The following is a 16,067-nucleotide window of genomic DNA, read 5'->3' as shown; positions in this document are numbered from 1 at the left end:
TGCTTCAATGAATCGTTGAGTCAACTGTCAGGCTTAAGCCTGTTGTTCCTGATCAAATCGTACGGCGATGTCGTACAGTTCCTGATTGCTGCGAGCGCCCCGCAGAGCCTGACAGAATTCATCCTGATGGAACAGGCGTGCCAGTGCGCTAAGCACGCGCAGATGTTCATCGGTTTCCTCGGCCGGCACGATCAGTACAAAAAGCAGATCGACCTGTTGTGAATCGACGGCATCGAAATCGATGCCCTCATCCAGCTTTACCAGGGTACCGGTGATTGTTGTGCATTCGGAAACGCGACAGTGGGGAATGGCAATACCATTGCCAATACCGGTGCTGCCCAACTGCTCACGTGCCAGCAATGCGGTGTAGATAGCGTCAGCCGACAGGTTGGGCGTGGTTTCTGCGATGGTTTCACTGATCGTGGTCAGAAATCGTTTCTTACTGACACCCGGCAGGTTGCACAGGGCGCGTTCCGGGGTAAGTATGCTGCTTAATTGCATTGCTGTGTCCTGTTTTCCAGAGCCGCCATTCTAGTGCCTTGGGCAGGCGCTGGCAACGTGCGCCGAGCGGACTGGCAAGGTGTCAGACCAGCCGCTTGCGTTCATTGGAAGGGGGGATGGACAGGGATTCGCGATATTTGGCGATTGTCCGGCGGGCGACATTAATGCCCTGGTCTTCCAGCAACTGAGTGATTTTGCTGTCGCTGAGTGGTTTGCGCGGGTTTTCGCCAGCAACCAGCTTTTTGATCAGTGCGCGTATCGCGGTTGATGAGCATTCGCCTCCGCCAGCGGTACTGACGTGACTGGAGAAAAAGTACTTGAGCTCGAATATCCCGCGCGGCGTGTGCATGTATTTTTGAGTGGTTACCCGGGAGATGGTTGATTCATGCATCTCTACTGCTTCGGCAATGTCATGCAGGACCAGCGGTTTCATGGCCTCTTCGCCCTGCTCCAGGAAACCCTGCTGATGCTCGACAATGCGCGAGGCTACTTTCAGCAGTGTCTCGTTACGACTTTGCAGGCTCTTGAGGAACCAGCGTGCCTCCTGCAGGTTGTCGCGCAGATAGTTGTTGTCGGAGCTGTTATCGGAACGTTTGACCAGCGCTGCGTAATCGGCGTTGATACGCAGCTTGGGCGCTGTTTCCGGATTGAGCTCGACACGCCAGCGCCCGCTGCGGGTGTCTTTGCTGACAATCACATCAGGGATAACGTAGGTGGCGCTGGATGGTGCGATATCGGCGCCCGGACGTGGATTAAGTTTTTCGATGATGGCAATCGCATCGCGCAGCTCCGGCTCTTTCAAGCGTGTGAGCCGCATGATCTGGGCGTAGTCCCGATTGCCCAACAGGGCCAGGTAGTCCCGCACCAGTATCTTGGCGTGCCGCACGGGATCGGTCTCGAGTTCGGACGGGACCTGATTTAACTGGATCAAAAGGCATTCCGACAGGTCGCGGTAGGCGACCCCCACCGGGTCGAACTGCTGAATGCGATGCAATACGGCGAGTACCTCATCCTCTTCCAGCTCTTCGATATCATCCATCAGGCCTTCGTGAATGGCCTCAACGCTCAGCGACAGCTGGCCGTTGGCATCAATGGCATCAATGATTGCCATGCCAATCAGCCGGTCGGTATCCGACATGTTGGTAAGGTTCAATTGCCAGTTGAGGTGGTCCTGCAGAGTTTCTGAGGCGGAGTCACGTGATTCGAAATCATCCGTGTCTGCCATCGGGCTGCCCGTGGAGTAGGTGGTCTGGTAAATATCATCCCAGTTGGTATCCACAGAAAGCTGCTCGGGAATGTGTTCCTCCCAGCCGGCTTCGCCAGTATCGCTGTCGGTATTGGAAGGTGTGGCCGCAGTGACCTCGTCGAAGGCGTTCTGGCGCTCCTCGTAGGTGCGTGAGTCGGTTGCTTCATCAGCACCATTGGCCTTATCAGTGTTATCGCTGTTCTCGTAACGATCGCTGCTATCGCTGTCGGGAGACTCATCTACCTCCAGCATTGGATTTGATTCCAGTGCCTCGTGAATCTCGTTCTGAAGGTCAAGCGTCGACAGTTGCAGCAGGCGAATTGCCTGTTGCAGCTGGGGGGTCATGGTCAGCTGTTGACCGAGTTTGAGCTGGAGCGAAATCTTCATGACATCAGGCGCATCGCTAGAACGGGTTCGGTCTCGTGAATTACTGGGCCAGATGTGGGCCGGTTAATTAAAGCAAACATCATGCCGATATTGAGTGGGATTTTCAAGATTTTGTCACGACATTTGATGGTCAGATCTGGAAATTCTTGCCCAGGTACACATCGCGCACACGCTGGTTGGCAAGTATCTGTTGGGCGTCACCCTCGGCAATAATGCCACCATCGCTGACAATATAAGCTTTCTCACAGATGTCCAGCGTTTCACGAACGTTGTGGTCAGTCAACAGCACACCGATGCCACGATCCTTCAGGTGTTGAATAATGGACTTGATGTCACTGACCGATATGGGGTCAACACCGGCAAATGGCTCATCCAGCAGGATGAAGCGTGGGTCGGTAGCCAGCGCCCGGGCAATTTCAGTCCTGCGGCGCTCACCGCCGGACAGGCTCATGCCCTTATTGTCGCGAATGTGATTGATGTGGAATTCCTGAATCAGGCTTTCCAGCTTTTCTGCGCGCTGCTGGGCGCTCAGTTCCTTGCGTGTTTCCAGAATGGCCATGATGTTATCGGCCACCGTCAGGTTGCGAAAAATGGAGGAGTCCTGAGGGAGATAACCCAGCCCCAGGCGCGCTCTGGCAAAAATGGGCAGCCCGGTCAGGTCCTGATCATTGATGCTGATCCTTCCTTTATCGGCATTTACCAGGCCCACGATCATGTAAAAACATGTAGTCTTGCCTGCACCATTGGGGCCAAGCAGACCAACAATCTGACCGCTGTTTACAGTCAGGGATACATCCCGGACAACCTGGCGACCCTTGTAGGACTTGGCTAGATGGCTGGCGCTCAGCAGATCCATCAGTTGCCCGCCGAATCGTCGTCAGATGTTTCATCGGGTGCAAACACGCCGCTGCAGGGGCCGGGTGAGTCCGTTGCCGCTGTTTCAATGACATGTTTGATTTCCGAGCACTCCAGCGCCGTCCCGCCGCGGGTAAAGCTGGCGTCGCCCACAAATTCCACCACGGACAGCAGCGTCTCGACCGTGGCGCCTGGCTCGTTGTAATAGATGATGGTGTCACTGCTACCGGTGATCGTCTCCGACGCCAGTGGTGCTTCACGCGTGAAGCGCGCGGGTTCCCCGGCCACGGTGACGCGAATCAGCTCACCGGTTTGAGTGTTCTGTATCAGACTGGCTGTGTTGCCGAAGATCGTCACCATGCCCTGCTGGATGCGAACGTTCTCGCGCAGGGTGGTGGTTCTGACATTCCCTTCGGTTTCGATACTGCCACCGCCATCAGAGTGGTATCGGATGTCTTCACCACTGTCAGTGGGTGCCATGGCCGAAAATGCAGGCAGCATAAGTGTGAGGCACACGCCAAAGGACAGTGCTTTCACGCTGGAAAGCACAGCAGGCAGTCGCGACTGGCGTGCCTGTTTACGGTGATATGTCTGTAAAACGTCCTTCGACATCTGATAAAAATTCCAGTGAATCAAGTGAGAAATTGGCCCGCAGGCCCATAGAACGCTGTTCGATGCGATTGCCGTTGATCAGTACCTGCGCGTCGGTATACAGCCGCTCGGCCTGCGGTTCGACGATCAGCCAGGCAGTCTGCACCTGTATGGCATCATCGGCACCCATCTGGTGGCGCACCTGAACTGAGTCCCGAAGTTCCAGTTCCTGAATATCGCCGCCCGACGAGGCTCGAATTCTGCCTGATACCGCGGATATATTCCAGCGTTCCTGGCCCTGCTGAAACATGCGGATCATAGGGTAATCGAGCTCTGTCACCTCGTCTGTGTACAGGCGTTGGGCTTCTGCTCCGATCGTGTACTCCAGCTCGCCGCTGTCATTGTATACACGGCTGTGAATGTCACGGCCGAATCCCTCGTACTGTTCGCCCGAAGGCAGTTGCACCTGAGAGCTGCTCTGGTCGGGATTGGAAACATCCAGATCGCCAGTCATCAGCCATGCCAGCAGAACGGCTGGGGCCAGCGCCACCAGCCAGCCTTTCAGGCGCAATGAAATCAGTCGATTTATCAGGTATCGCAGCGCACGCATCAGGAATCCTGTCCGCTCTCGCAGGCAGCGATGATCGCGTCATACTTGCCTGCCGCCTGAAGCAGAAAGTCCGCTACCTCGCGAACTGCACCGGTGCCGCCGCCGCCGTCTGTGCAAAGGTGCGCGCGTTCGATAATGCTGGGATGTGCATTGGGGACAGTAATTGCCAGTCCGCAGCGCATCATGACCGGCAGGTCGGGCAGGTCGTCACCCATGAAAGCAATGTGTTCAAAGTCACAGGGGTGATCTGACAAGAGCTCGCGAGTGGCAGTCAGCTTGTCTTCGCGTCCGCTTTTGATCAGGGTGATGCCCAAAGCGCTGGCGCGTGTGGAAAGGGCCTGCGAGTGGCGGCCGGATACGATGCCGACACGAATACCATTGGCCTGCAACAGCTTTATGCCATGGCCGTCCAGCGTATTGAATGCTTTGAAAATCTCGCCCTGATCGCCAAAGTAAAGCTGGCCATTGGTCAGGATGCCGTCCACATCAAGCAACAGCAGCGATATGCTGGCTGCGCGGCGAGTGGCATCGGCAGAGTCGGTCAGAAACTTCATCGGTACTCCTAGACCACATTGGCCTGCAGCAGGTCGTGCATACGAATGATGCCGCTCAACTGTTGATTGTCATCCAGCACCACCAGTGTATAGATTCGGTTCTCTTCCATCAGTCTGGCAGCTTCAGTAGCCATGGCATCCACGGACACAGTTTTGCCGTTAACGGACATGACATCGGTGATAAGGGTGCGGGTAATGTCCTTGCCGGCATCCAGGGTCCGTCGCAGGTCGCCATCGGTAAAAACCCCCTGCAGCCTGCCACTGTCGTCAACAACCGTGGTCATACCCAGCCCTTTGCTGCTTATTTCAAACAGCGCGTCCTTCAGCAGGGTGCCAGCCTTGACCCTGGGGATACTGTCACCACTGTGCATGATATCCCTGACTTTGAGCAACAGGCGTCGACCCAGACGACCGCCCGGGTGTGAAAATGCAAAATCCTCTTCAGTAAACCCTTTGGCCTCCAGCAGTGCCATCGCCAGTGCGTCGCCAAGAACCAGTGCGACGGTCGTACTGGCGGTCGGGGCCTGTCCCAGCGGGCAGGCCTCCTTGGTCACGCTGGCATCAATATTGACGGTAGCGGTGGTTGCCATACTTGAGTGAGGATTTCCGGTCATACTGATAAAGGGAACACCCTTGCGTTTGATCAGCGGCAGGATGTTTACCAGCTCCTCGGTGGTGCCGGAATTCGACAGTGCCAGCAGCACGTCCTTGCCGGTAATCATGCCGAGATCGCCGTGGCTGGCCTCCGCCGGGTGCACAAACATGGCTGGAGTGCCCGTGCTGGACAGGGTGGCAGCTATTTTGCGGGCGATGTGGCCGGATTTGCCCATGCCGGTGACAACAATTCGGCCTTCGCAGTCGAGCATGATCTGGCAGGCGCGTGCGAAAGCCTCGTCGATGCGCGGCAGAAGTGCCGCGATCGCGTCATGTTCAATACGAATAGTGCGCAACGCACTGTCGATCAGTGATTGGGGGTCGGCCATGGAATTCTCGCCAGTCTAGTGAATCTGATAATACATTATGCCGAACCATGCCAGGTAAAGCATTATGAATGCCAGCCCGCTGAGGCGACCCAGCTGGCGCCGGGCGCGGATGGCCGGATAACACAGCGCGACCAGCAGGGCGGTCAGTACCATCATGGCAACGTAATCACGTGTCAGCAGGGAGCTGTCGAAATACCCGGCGGCCAGCAGGCCGGGGAATGGCAGTACAACCAGGATATTGAGGATGTTGGAGCCGATGATATTGCCAACTGCCAGTTCGTGGTGTCCACGCAGCGCACAGGTGACGGTCGCGGCCAGCTCGGGAAGACTGGTACCCAGTGCGACCAGCGTCAGGCCGATAATGCCGGAAGTGACACCGAGAATGGCGGCGATTTCAATGGAGGCGTCAACCAGATATTCGGCACTGACAATCAGCAGTGCCAGCCCCAGCAACAGGAACCCCAGCGCCTTGCCGGTACTGACATTGTCTGGAATCTCTTCCTCTTCAATCGCCTCTTCCTCGCCCTTGCGATGACCACGGAATAACTTCCAGATGAAAAACGTCACCACTGCAATCAACAGAAGTGCGTCGATGGGCCCGATATAACGATTGAACATCAGCAGGCCGCAAATAACACTGACCAGAATCAGCGCTGGCAGTTCTTTGCGGGCCAGCGATTTTGGTGGAGTAATTGGTTTGATGACAAGCGCTACGCCGAGCGCGATGCCTAGATTGAATATATTGGAACCGATAGCGTTGCCAATAGCCAGTTCCGGCTCGCCTGCCAGTGCAGATGCGGCGGAAGAAAAAATTTCGGGTGCTGAAGTGCCGAAAGCGACGATTGTCAGGCCGATGACCAGGGGTGGTATGCCCATATTGCGGGCGAATGCCGAAGCGCCGAAAACGAATTTGTCGGCACCCCATATCAGGCCGGCAAATCCAAGGCAGATTATCAAAATGTTTACGAGCATAGTTGAGCTTGCAGGATAGAAATTCCAGTTAAATGCATACTGTCCAGCTGCTGATGGCACCAAAAAACGATGAACGCAGGCTTTGTCTGGGCCGCCCATTAGACGGAGTAACACCCTGCATTGCAAGTAGTAATTTATAGTCTTTCTCATTTGAGGTACACTGCAACGCTGTGGAAAACGACCGTTACCACGCGTCTCGTCAGCCCGCACGGGCCAGGAAGGAGAACAGAGATGAAATCGAACATGCGTCAATATTTAATGTCACTGCTGACTGCGGTATCACTGGTAGCGCTGTCGCCAGCACTGGCCCAGAACGATCAGCTGTCTGCGGTTGAAGCTGCCGAGCAGTCGGTAAACGATCTTTTAGGGCGAGTCGAAGAACTAAGACCTTATTTTGAATCCGACCCGGCTCGTTACTACGCGGGAATTGAGGAGGAAGTCGGCAAGTTTGTGGACTTTCGTGAAGTTGCACGCGGCGTGATGGCTAGATTTTCGGAAGACGCCACTGACGCGCAGCTCACAGCGTTCGGAGAGAAACTGCGCAGCACCCTGACGCGTTTCTACGGTTCTGCCCTGGTTGAATACGGTGGTCAGGAACTCACTTATCTGCCACCTCAGGATCCACCGGAAGATCCCAATGCGCCGACCAACGTGCGCATGCAGATCAACTCCGAAGGAGCCCGGATAGAACTGCAGTACGCGCTGTTCAAAGACGATCAGGGCGAGTGGAAACTGCGCAACCTGTTTGTTGGCGGGATCAACCTGCGCAGACAGTACCATACCCAGTTTGCCGCGCTGATGGCGCGCAACAACAATGATATCGACGCAGTTATTGAGGCGTGGCAGTAAGGTCCCGACCCCGGTCACGCCGTTAGAGGTTTTCGAATGAGTTTAGATGCACAGTATATTTCAGAGCTGTTGAGTGCTGCCCTGCCGGATTGCCAGATCACAGTGGATGGCGGGGCAGGCAAGTTCCAGGTTATTGCGGTGGGAGACGTGTTCTCGGGTCTCGGCGCTGTAAAGCGTCAGCAACTGGTGTATCAGCATCTTAACCCGCACATTCAAAGCGGCGCGGTGCATGCGGTGACCATGCGACTGATGACACCGGCCGAAGCCGCTGCCGCCTGATCCAACCCTTTCCTCTTAACGGGACCTTTCATGGACAAGCTCTTGATTCAGGGCGGTGTCAGTCTTAGCGGTGAAATCCGTGCAGCGGGCGCCAAAAACTCTGCATTGCCAATTCTGGCGGCGACGCTGTTGACAGACGAGACAGTCAAAATCAGCAATCTGCCGCATTTGTACGATATCACCACAATGCTGGAGCTGCTGGGCAGCATGGGTATAGAACCCATGCTGGACGAGACGCTGACTGTAGAAGTCAATGCATCAACAGTGAGCAAACTCAGCGCGCCCTATGCGCTTGTCAAAACCATGCGGGCTTCAATTCTGGTCCTGGGGCCCATGCTGGCGCACTTCGGCCAGGCAGAGGTCGCTTTGCCAGGAGGCTGTGCCATCGGCAGCCGGCCGGTCAACCTGCATATTCAGGCCCTGCAGAAAATGGGTGCCAATATCGTCGTCGAAGACGGTTATATAAAGGCTTCGGTTGATGGCCGCCTTAAGGGGGCCAGAATTTTCTTCGATCTGGTCACCGTCACTGGTACAGAAAACGTATTGATGGCGGCTACCCTGGCCGACGGGCAGACGATCATTGAGAATGCCGCCAAGGAACCTGAAGTTGTTGATCTGGCCAATTGCCTGATTGCAATGGGTGCCGAGATCAAGGGGCACGGAACTGACACCATCGTGGTCAGCGGCAAACCCCGTCTGCATGGCTGCAGTTATTCCGTCATGCCCGACAGAATTGAAACTGGTACCTATCTGGTAGCCGCCGCCGCGACACGCGGCCGTGTGCGAGTCAAGGACACGGTGCCAGGCATACTCGAGGCGGTGTTGTTGAAGCTGGAGGAAGCGGGTGCCCAGATTCAGGTGGGCGAGGACTGGATTGAGCTCGACATGCATGGAAAACGTCCAAAAGCAGTGTCGCTGCGTACCGCTCCACATCCGGCCTTCCCAACCGACATGCAGGCCCAGTTTGCAGCGATGAACGCTGTCGCATCAGGTGTGGGGATCATTACCGAAACTGTTTTCGAAAACCGCTTCATGCACGTGCATGAAATGAACCGGATGGGAGCATCCATGCAGGTCCAGGGCAATACTGTCACCATCACTGGTGTTCCGACCTTGCGTGGCGCACCCGTCATGGCAACGGATCTGCGTGCCTCTGCCAGCCTGGTCATCGCTGGACTGGTTGCTGACAATGAAACGCTGGTAGACAGGATCTACCATATTGATCGCGGTTACGAATGTATTGAAGAAAAAATGCAATTACTGGGCGCGAGGATCCGTCGCCTGCCATAAGGAACGCATGATGAAAGACAACAAGGGCCAATCGCTGGTCATGGCCTTGACCAAAGGACGAATACTGCAGGAAACCCTGCCCTTGCTGGCAGCTGCGGGAATCGAGATGCTGGAGGATCACACCACCAGTCGCAAGCTGCTGTTCGAGACCAACCGCCCCGATTTGCACATCATGATCGTGCGCGGCTCTGATGTTCCTACCTATGTGGAGTTTGGTAGTGCAGACCTCGGTGTGGTTGGCAAGGACCTGCTGATGGAGCATGGTGAAGGCGCTTTCTACGAGCCGCTGGATCTGAAAATCTCGCGTTGTCGACTCATGACAGCTGCACCGGTTGGCGCGCCGGCGCCGACTGATCGAGTGCGTGTAGCCAGTAAGTTTGTGAACATTGCGCGCCGCTATTTTGCTGACCAGGGGCTACAGACAGATATCATCAAACTCAATGGCGCTCTGGAGCTGGCACCGTCCATGGGTCTGGCTGACTGGATCGTTGATATTGTGGATAGTGGCAATACGCTGAAAGCCAATGGCCTGGAGCCGCTGGAGCTGATCGCCAACATCAGCTCGCGGGTGATTGTGAACAAGGCTGCCATGAAAATGAAGCACGCAGCTGTCTCGGATCTGCTGGAAAGGCTTCGCGCGGCTGTGGAAGCAGGGGAAAAATCATGAGTGATGCAACTGAGCCAACATCGCTGAGTGTTCGCCGGCTTGATGCGGGTCAGGCTGATTTTCACGAGATCCTGACAGCGCTTCTTGACCGGCGCATGATTGAAGACAAAACTGTCAGTGATACGGTGGCCGAAATTCTATTGCAGGTCAGAACGCGTGGTGATGAGGCTGTGCTCGAATATACGCGTCGATTCGATCGCCGCGATGTTGGCAGCGTCTCAGATCTGGAAGTTAGCCGCGAGCAGATGCAGGCAGCTCTGGATGCTCTGGACACTGAACAGGCGGACGCGCTTCAGGTGGCTGCAGAGCGCATCCGTCGTTATCACGAGCGTCAGCGGCAACCATCCTGGCAGTACGAGGAAGAGGACGGTTCGGTCTATGGTCAACACGTCGTCGCCCTGGATAGAGCAGGTCTGTATGTGCCAGGTGGCAAGGCGAACTATCCCTCATCAGTGCTGATGAACGCCATCCCTGCCAAGGTGGCAGGCGTGGAAGAAGTGATTGCCGTTGTACCTACTGCCTACGGTGCAGATGCCGGTGGTGATGGCCGCCTGATATTTGCGGCTGCGGCAGTGGCCGGTGTTGATCGCCTGTTTACCATCGGCGGTGCGCAGGCAATTGCCGCGCTGGCATTCGGCACGCAGACCATACCGAGAGTCGACAAGATTACCGGGCCGGGTAATGTTTTTGTGACGGCTGCCAAAAAACAGGTTTTCGGTGAAGTGGGTATCGACATGATAGCCGGCCCATCCGAATTAACCGTGGTCTGTGATGGACAGACTGACCCCGACTGGATCGCGATGGACCTGTTCTCACAGGCCGAGCACGATGAACAGGCACAGTCCATTCTGATCAGTACAGACAAAGATTTTCTCGATGCAGTCAGCGCCAGTATCGCACGGCTACTGCCGACGATGGAGCGGCGCGACATCATTGCAACGTCCATGGGCAATCGAGGTGCATTGATCTACGCCCCGGACAAAGAAACGGCGCTGGCAATCTGCAACGAGATTGCACCTGAGCATCTGGAGTTGTCGGTCGAAGATCCGGATCAGTGGCTGCCGGGTGTACGGCATGCTGGTGCCATTTTCATGGGGCGTCACACGCCGGAAGCGCTGGGAGATTATTGTGCCGGACCCTGTCACGTCCTGCCGACCTCGGGTACCGCAAGATTCTTTTCACCACTGGGTGTTTACGACTTTCAGAAACGCAGTTCCATTCTGAAGTGTTCTCCACACGGTGCGGCAGCGCTGGCGCCGGTGGCAGAAACGCTGGCGCTCAATGAACGCCTGCAGGCGCATGCGCTGTCTGCCGCCTGGCGTATTCCTGGCCGCCATTCGTCCGATCAGTCTTAAGTCAGAGGCTGAGCGCCGGTGCCGGCGCACACCAGAAAGGCTGCCTTATTGTGAGTCCAGACGGGTCCGGTACTGGGCAGTGCCGGTTCCCAGCGTCACTGTTCTGTCGACAGACTCGCCGGCACGGTAAAGTGTCAGGACAACCTGTTCCCCTGGCGGCTTGCGGTTGATCTGCTCGATCGCGCCGATAACACTTTCAATGGCCTGACCATCGATATGTGTCATGACATCCCCGGCCTGAATACCAGCCTGTTCTGCGGGGCTGTTGGCGTCAACCTGCTCAATCAGCAAACCCTCAATATCTGGCGTACCGAAAAAGGTATTACTGGTTTCGTCATTGAGCAGCTCGCCGGTAATGACGCCAAGATAGCCAGGTGTAAATACGCCCTGCTGGCGTAGCTGCTCCACCACAATCATGGCTTTGTTGATTGGCACCGCGAAGCCAATACCGTCAGAGCCGCCAGATTGAGAATATATAAAGGAGTTGATGCCAATCAGCTCACCATTGGCATTTATCAGGGCGCCGCCGGAGTTGCCATAATTCATGGCCGCATCGGTCTGTATATATTCCACGATGGGAAGGCCGTCCCTGGGGATACCCAGGGCGCTGACAACGCCGGCGGATACCGATTTCTGATTCATCAGGTCGCGCCGCGGATATCCTATCGTCAGGACAGTGTCTCCCACATTGACGTCGTCCGAAGATCCAATCGGCACAGCAGGAGGCAGTTCTGCGCTATCCACCTGTAAAAGGGCAAGATCACTGTCAGCGTCGGCACCCAGCAGGCGAGCCCGGGCGGTGATGTTCCTGCCCTGGGAATTGTTGAAGTGGACCTCAATATCCTCGGCGCCTTCAATAACATGCAAAGCTGTGAGAATATGCCCCTGGTCGCTGATGGCAACGCCTGAGCCAAGGCTGTCCCAGAGACGTTCCGATGGCAGATTCTGCAGTAAATCACGTAGCGCCGCAGGCAATTCCTCGACAGGCGGAAGTTGAATCTGCTCGCGAATTGTTGAGTGAATGCTGACAACCGACGGTGATGCTTTGGCGACAGCACTGGCGTGAGATGTCGTCGACTGGGCGGGAGCAGGCTGAGAAATCTGTGCCTGGGACTGCAGTGCCAGTTCGTCGATTCGAACCGACAATTGGCGAATTTGCTGGTATTGCAGCAGCACAAGTGCCAGCAGTACACCAACGAATGTGGGCCAACTGATAAACTGCAAAAAACTTTTCATATAGTTGCGCATTATGCGAATAAAAACCCATTAAGTGAAGGTAAATCGTTATGCCGATAGATCGCCGCACCCTGCTCAAAGAACTGGACTCTCTGCTGAAGACGGACCAGTTCAATGATTATTGCCCAAACGGACTGCAGGTTGAGGGAAAAGACCAGATTCGGCATGTTGTATCGGGTGTGACAGCCAGTCAGGCAATGATCGAAGCGGCTGCCGCGGCCGGCGCAGATCTGCTGCTGGTGCACCACGGTTATTTCTGGCGTGGCGAGTCGTCTGTCATTACAGGTCTGAAACAGCGGCGGGTGCGCCTGCTGCTGGAACACGACATCAACCTGGTGGCTTACCATTTACCGCTGGACGCACATCCTGAGCTGGGCAACAACACAAAGCTGGCAGCCGTGCTGGGTTTGCCTGTCAGTGGCGAGCTCACCAAAATCAACAGACAACCGATGGGCCTGTACAGCGAGCTGGAGACCCCCATGACCGGCGAATCGCTGCGAGCGCGCATTCATGAAGCACTGCAGCGTGAGCCATTGCACATCGCGCCACAGTCTTTATTGAGCGGCGCCGGGCGGGATATGGCAGACCGTCCAATCCGACGCATCGCCTGGTGTACGGGCGCCGCGCAGTCGTATATCGAGAGGGCGGTTGAGATCGGTGCAGACGCCTTCATATCAGGCGAGATTTCCGAACCTACTGTTCATATGGCCCGTGAGCACGGTATCCACTATTTCGCTGCCGGACATCACGCCACCGAGCGCTATGGCGTCCAGGCGCTGGGCGAATGGATCGCCCAGCAGTTCGACGTTAGCCATCAGTTTATCGACATCGATAATCCGGTTTAGCGGCCGTTAAGAATACCTTTGTCGCGCATCATATCCAGCACCTGATCCAGGCATTCATCGACGCTGAGGCTGGCGGTATCCAGTTCCAGCTCGACCGTTTCAGGTGGCGAGTAAGGGAAGGAGATGCCAGGGATATCGGCTGATCCTGTTGCCTCTGCAGCTGCGTAGATACCGCTGGGGTCACGCTGCTGGCAGACCTCAATGGGCGGATTCAGATAGACGATGTAGCAGTTGTCCTTGCCAATGACACTGACCGCATGCTCACGTGAATCCGGGTTTGGCGCGACGAAAGCGGCACAGCAGATCAGTCCCGAGTCGTTTATGAAGCGGGCGATATGCGCACTGCGGCGCAGGTTCTCAGCGCGGCCCTCTGCGTCATGTGGCAGGTCTTTGCTGATACCCAGTCGCATGGCCTTACCGTCCAGCACCGTGCTGACCCTTCCCATGTCGAACAGACGACGTTCCAGGCCGTGAGCCAGTGTTGACTTGCCGGCACCGGAGACACCGATGAACATGACCGTTGCCGGTTTCTGACCGTAGCGTGCTGAACGCTCTTCACGGGTAACGTGAGTAATTCCACTGCGCTTGCGGCGTTTGGCGGCGGCCGCATCCAGATTGATCATGCCCGCGCCGACTGTGACATTGGTGAGGCGATCGATGACGATGAATGAGCCGGTATTGCGATTGCGATCATAACTGTCGATGCACACCGGCTGATCTACCGATACATCGCACACGCCGATTTCGTTCAGTTCCAGTGCCGGGGCCGGACTCTCTTCCAATGTGTTGACATCAATCTGGTGTTTGATGGTATTGACTCGGCCGCTGACCGTTTTTGTACCCAGTTTAAAGTCATACATCTTGCCTGGCAGTAATGCGTCTTCGGTCATCCATACTACCGTGGCATCAAACTCTTCGGCCACTGTAGGCATGTTGTCCCGATGCACGATCATGTCGCCGCGGCTGACGTCGATTTCGTCCTCCAGGGTCAGTGTGATCGCCATATCAGAGTGTGCCAGCTCCAGTTCTTCTTCAAAGGTCACAATCGATTTGATACGACTCTTCTTGCGTGATGGCAGCACTATAATCTCGTCGCCCTTACGAACGACACCTGACGCTACTGTGCCACAGAAGCCTCTGAAGTTAAGGTTGGGGCGATTGACATACTGAACCGGATAGCGGAAGTCTTCATAGTTCCGATTCTCGGTGATCTGAACATTCTCCAGCAGGTTCATCAATGTCGGGCCTTCGTACCAGGCCATGTTGGCGCTGGGGTTGACGACATTGTCGCCATCCAGTGCTGACATCGGTATAAAGTGAAACTCGGCCGGTTTCAGTTTTTCGGAAAACTTCAGATAGTCGGCGCGGATTTTTTCAAAAACGTCCTGGCTGTAGTCGACCAGGTCCATCTTGTTCACTGCCACAACGATGTGCTTGATCCCCAGCAGCGAGGTGATGAAGCTGTGGCGTCGGGTCTGAACCTGAACGCCATGGCGAGCGTCGATCAGGATGACCGCCAGGTCACAGGTTGACGCACCTGTGGCCATGTTGCGCGTGTACTGCTCGTGACCGGGCGTGTCGGCGATAATGAATTTTCGTTTTGAAGTCGAAAAATACCGATAGGCAACATCGATGGTGATGCCCTGTTCACGCTCTGCCTGCAGACCATCGACCAGCAGCGCCAGATCGAGTTTGCCGCCGGTCGTGCCGACTTTGAGGCTGTCTTTCTGAATGGCGGCCAGCTGATCCTCATAGATCATCTTGGAGTCGTGCAGCAGTCGACCAATCAGGGTGCTCTTGCCGTCATCAACGCTGCCGCAGGTCAACAGGCGCAGGAGTTCCTTGCGCTCGTGTTGCGCAAGGTATGCAGTGATATCAGTGCTAATCAATTCGGACTGGTGTGACATATCAGAAATACCCCTTGCGCTTTTTCTCTTCCATGGACCCTGCCTGATCCGAGTCGATCAAGCGGCCCTGGCGTTCGGAGCTGGTTGTTAACAGCATTTCCTGGATGATCTCGGGCAGAGTGGTGGCCTTGGATTCAACGGCACCTGTGAGCGGGTAGCAGCCCAGGGTCCGGAACCGCACCATTTTCTCCTGAATTTTCTGACCCTCGGGAATTGGCATACGGTCGTCATCGACCATGATATCCACCCCGTCGATGTTGACGATGGGCCGCTTCTTGGCGAAATACAAAGGCACGATGTCGATGTTGTTCAGGTAGATGTACTGCCAGATATCAAGCTCGGTCCAGTTTGACAGCGGAAAAACTCGAATGCTTTCACCCTTGTTGACCTTGCCATTGTACGTGTTCCAGAGCTCCGGACGCTGGTTCTTGGGGTCCCAGCGATGGTTCTTGTCGCGGAAGGAAAATACACGCTCTTTGGCGCGGGACTTTTCTTCATCGCGGCGGCCGCCACCAAAAGCGGCATCAAACTTGTGTTTGTCCAGTGCCTGGCGCAGGGCCTGTGTTTTCATGACATCGGTGTGTTTTTCGCTGCCGTGAGTAAACGGTCCGATGCCTGCCGCAACGCCTTCCTGGTTGGTGTGTACGATCAGGTCCAGACCCAGCTTCTTCATCTGGGTATCGCGAAACTCGATCATCTCCCGGAACTTCCAGGTTGTGTCTACATGCATCAACGGGAACGGCAGTCTGCCAGGATAGAACGCCTTAAGCGCCAGGTGCAGCATGACCGAGGAATCCTTGCCAATGGAGTAAAGCATAACCGGATTACTGAATTCCGCTGCGACTTCGCGAATGATATGGATGCTCTCGGCTTCCAGTTGCTTGAGGTGTGTCAGGTTGTAGTCAGCCATAAGTTCAGGTTCTAGGTTGCCGCAAGCCGC

The 16,067-nt window shown here is 55.7% G+C and carries 17 protein-coding genes; 6 read left to right on the top strand and 11 right to left on the bottom strand.

Going from position 1 to position 16,067, the window contains the following annotated elements:
- Positions 1–33 precede the first annotated feature (33 nt).
- The 8 genes from ptsN to LVD14_RS14620 all read right to left on the bottom strand — a co-directional run bounded on the left by ptsN (position 34) and on the right by LVD14_RS14620 (position 6,699).
- Entirely contained in the window at positions 34–501 is a 468-nt protein-coding gene (ptsN, locus tag LVD14_RS14655; RefSeq protein WP_237134862.1) for a PTS IIA-like nitrogen regulatory protein PtsN, read from the bottom strand.
- An 82-nt stretch (positions 502–583) separates the two neighbouring features.
- Positions 584–2,134 (bottom strand): RNA polymerase factor sigma-54, encoded by a 1,551-nt coding sequence (locus tag LVD14_RS14650; RefSeq protein WP_237134861.1) that lies wholly within the window; start codon positions 2,132–2,134, stop codon positions 584–586.
- Between the two features lie 130 nt (positions 2,135–2,264).
- A complete protein-coding gene (gene lptB / locus LVD14_RS14645) occupies positions 2,265–2,990 on the bottom strand; it encodes an LPS export ABC transporter ATP-binding protein (protein ID WP_237134860.1) in 726 nt (241 codons plus the stop codon).
- Positions 2,990–3,601: an LptA/OstA family protein gene (locus tag LVD14_RS14640; RefSeq protein ID WP_237134859.1), complete on the bottom strand. Its 612-nt coding sequence runs from the start codon at positions 3,599–3,601 to the stop codon at positions 2,990–2,992. The genes lptB and LVD14_RS14640 overlap by 1 nt, the downstream gene beginning before the upstream one ends.
- The gene (lptC, locus tag LVD14_RS14635; RefSeq protein ID WP_237134858.1) at positions 3,567–4,190 is read right to left on the bottom strand and encodes an LPS export ABC transporter periplasmic protein LptC; all 624 of its coding nucleotides are present in this window, start codon (positions 4,188–4,190) and stop codon (positions 3,567–3,569) included. Before lptC ends, LVD14_RS14640 begins: the two co-directional genes overlap by 35 nt.
- Positions 4,190–4,744 carry a KdsC family phosphatase gene (locus LVD14_RS14630; RefSeq protein WP_237134857.1) on the bottom strand — a complete coding sequence of 185 codons (555 nt, stop codon included), beginning with the start codon at positions 4,742–4,744 and terminating at the stop codon, positions 4,190–4,192. Before LVD14_RS14630 ends, lptC begins: the two co-directional genes overlap by 1 nt.
- Positions 4,745–4,752: 8 nt before the next feature.
- Entirely contained in the window at positions 4,753–5,727 is a 975-nt protein-coding gene (locus LVD14_RS14625) for an SIS domain-containing protein (RefSeq protein WP_237134856.1), read from the bottom strand.
- 15 nt (positions 5,728–5,742) lie between these two features.
- Positions 5,743–6,699 (bottom strand): calcium/sodium antiporter, encoded by a 957-nt coding sequence (locus LVD14_RS14620; protein ID WP_237134855.1) that lies wholly within the window; start codon positions 6,697–6,699, stop codon positions 5,743–5,745.
- A gap of 231 nt (positions 6,700–6,930) precedes the next feature.
- Here LVD14_RS14620 and LVD14_RS14615 point away from each other — a divergent pair, with 231 nt between their 5' ends.
- From LVD14_RS14615 to hisD, 5 genes are read left to right on the top strand one after another with little or no spacing between them, the layout of a single operon-like run.
- A complete protein-coding gene (locus LVD14_RS14615) occupies positions 6,931–7,548 on the top strand; it encodes a phospholipid-binding protein MlaC (RefSeq protein WP_237134854.1) in 618 nt (205 codons plus the stop codon).
- 36 nt (positions 7,549–7,584) lie between these two features.
- On the top strand, positions 7,585–7,827 hold the full coding sequence (locus LVD14_RS14610) for a BolA family protein (RefSeq protein ID WP_237134853.1): 243 nt from the start codon (positions 7,585–7,587) through the stop codon (positions 7,825–7,827).
- A gap of 30 nt (positions 7,828–7,857) precedes the next feature.
- Complete coding sequence (murA, locus tag LVD14_RS14605; protein WP_237134852.1) at positions 7,858–9,117, top strand: UDP-N-acetylglucosamine 1-carboxyvinyltransferase; 1,260 nt, start codon at positions 7,858–7,860, stop codon at positions 9,115–9,117.
- 10 nt (positions 9,118–9,127) lie between these two features.
- The gene (gene hisG, locus LVD14_RS14600; RefSeq protein ID WP_237135004.1) at positions 9,128–9,784 is read left to right on the top strand and encodes an ATP phosphoribosyltransferase; all 657 of its coding nucleotides are present in this window, start codon (positions 9,128–9,130) and stop codon (positions 9,782–9,784) included.
- On the top strand, positions 9,781–11,139 hold the full coding sequence (hisD, locus tag LVD14_RS14595; protein WP_237134851.1) for a histidinol dehydrogenase: 1,359 nt from the start codon (positions 9,781–9,783) through the stop codon (positions 11,137–11,139). The genes hisG and hisD overlap by 4 nt, the downstream gene beginning before the upstream one ends.
- A gap of 45 nt (positions 11,140–11,184) precedes the next feature.
- On the opposite strand, the gene LVD14_RS14590 is transcribed toward hisD, so the two are convergent.
- On the bottom strand, positions 11,185–12,375 hold the full coding sequence (locus LVD14_RS14590; RefSeq protein ID WP_237134850.1) for a S1C family serine protease: 1,191 nt from the start codon (positions 12,373–12,375) through the stop codon (positions 11,185–11,187).
- A 50-nt stretch (positions 12,376–12,425) separates the two neighbouring features.
- Here LVD14_RS14590 and LVD14_RS14585 point away from each other — a divergent pair, with 50 nt between their 5' ends.
- The gene (locus LVD14_RS14585; protein ID WP_237134849.1) at positions 12,426–13,220 is read left to right on the top strand and encodes a Nif3-like dinuclear metal center hexameric protein; all 795 of its coding nucleotides are present in this window, start codon (positions 12,426–12,428) and stop codon (positions 13,218–13,220) included.
- Here LVD14_RS14585 and cysN read toward each other — a convergent pair.
- Both cysN and cysD read right to left on the bottom strand, forming a co-directional pair.
- A complete protein-coding gene (cysN, locus tag LVD14_RS14580) occupies positions 13,217–15,127 on the bottom strand; it encodes a sulfate adenylyltransferase subunit CysN (protein WP_237134848.1) in 1,911 nt (636 codons plus the stop codon). The genes LVD14_RS14585 and cysN overlap by 4 nt on opposite strands.
- A 1-nt stretch (position 15,128) precedes the next feature.
- A complete protein-coding gene (cysD, locus tag LVD14_RS14575) occupies positions 15,129–16,037 on the bottom strand; it encodes a sulfate adenylyltransferase subunit CysD (protein WP_237134847.1) in 909 nt (302 codons plus the stop codon).
- Positions 16,038–16,067 lie beyond the last annotated feature (30 nt).

The sequence above is a fragment of the Pseudohongiella sp. O18 genome (genome assembly GCF_021729085.1).
Lineage (GTDB): Bacteria > Pseudomonadota > Gammaproteobacteria > Pseudomonadales > Pseudohongiellaceae > Pseudohongiella.
Note: the sequence above shows the minus strand (reverse complement) of the source record. Positions and strands in the feature narration are given on the sequence as shown.

Excerpts from the sequence above, each read along its gene's own strand:
- ptsN (WP_237134862.1), bottom strand. The coding sequence starts at position 501 with ATGCAATTAAGCAGCATACTTACCCCGGAACGCGCCCTGTGCAACCTG.
- LVD14_RS14650 (WP_237134861.1), bottom strand. The coding sequence starts at position 2,134 with ATGAAGATTTCGCTCCAGCTCAAACTCGGTCAACAGCTGACCATGACC.
- lptB (WP_237134860.1), bottom strand. The coding sequence starts at position 2,990 with ATGGATCTGCTGAGCGCCAGCCATCTAGCCAAGTCCTACAAGGGTCGC.
- LVD14_RS14640 (WP_237134859.1), bottom strand. The coding sequence starts at position 3,601 with ATGTCGAAGGACGTTTTACAGACATATCACCGTAAACAGGCACGCCAG.
- lptC (WP_237134858.1), bottom strand. The coding sequence starts at position 4,190 with ATGCGTGCGCTGCGATACCTGATAAATCGACTGATTTCATTGCGCCTG.
- LVD14_RS14630 (WP_237134857.1), bottom strand. The coding sequence starts at position 4,744 with ATGAAGTTTCTGACCGACTCTGCCGATGCCACTCGCCGCGCAGCCAGC.
- LVD14_RS14625 (WP_237134856.1), bottom strand. The coding sequence starts at position 5,727 with ATGGCCGACCCCCAATCACTGATCGACAGTGCGTTGCGCACTATTCGT.
- LVD14_RS14620 (WP_237134855.1), bottom strand. The coding sequence starts at position 6,699 with ATGCTCGTAAACATTTTGATAATCTGCCTTGGATTTGCCGGCCTGATA.
- LVD14_RS14615 (WP_237134854.1), top strand. The coding sequence starts at position 6,931 with ATGAAATCGAACATGCGTCAATATTTAATGTCACTGCTGACTGCGGTA.
- LVD14_RS14610 (WP_237134853.1), top strand. The coding sequence starts at position 7,585 with ATGAGTTTAGATGCACAGTATATTTCAGAGCTGTTGAGTGCTGCCCTG.
- murA (WP_237134852.1), top strand. The coding sequence starts at position 7,858 with ATGGACAAGCTCTTGATTCAGGGCGGTGTCAGTCTTAGCGGTGAAATC.
- hisG (WP_237135004.1), top strand. The coding sequence starts at position 9,128 with ATGAAAGACAACAAGGGCCAATCGCTGGTCATGGCCTTGACCAAAGGA.
- hisD (WP_237134851.1), top strand. The coding sequence starts at position 9,781 with ATGAGTGATGCAACTGAGCCAACATCGCTGAGTGTTCGCCGGCTTGAT.
- LVD14_RS14590 (WP_237134850.1), bottom strand. The coding sequence starts at position 12,375 with ATGAAAAGTTTTTTGCAGTTTATCAGTTGGCCCACATTCGTTGGTGTA.
- LVD14_RS14585 (WP_237134849.1), top strand. The coding sequence starts at position 12,426 with ATGCCGATAGATCGCCGCACCCTGCTCAAAGAACTGGACTCTCTGCTG.
- cysN (WP_237134848.1), bottom strand. The coding sequence starts at position 15,127 with ATGTCACACCAGTCCGAATTGATTAGCACTGATATCACTGCATACCTT.
- cysD (WP_237134847.1), bottom strand. The coding sequence starts at position 16,037 with ATGGCTGACTACAACCTGACACACCTCAAGCAACTGGAAGCCGAGAGC.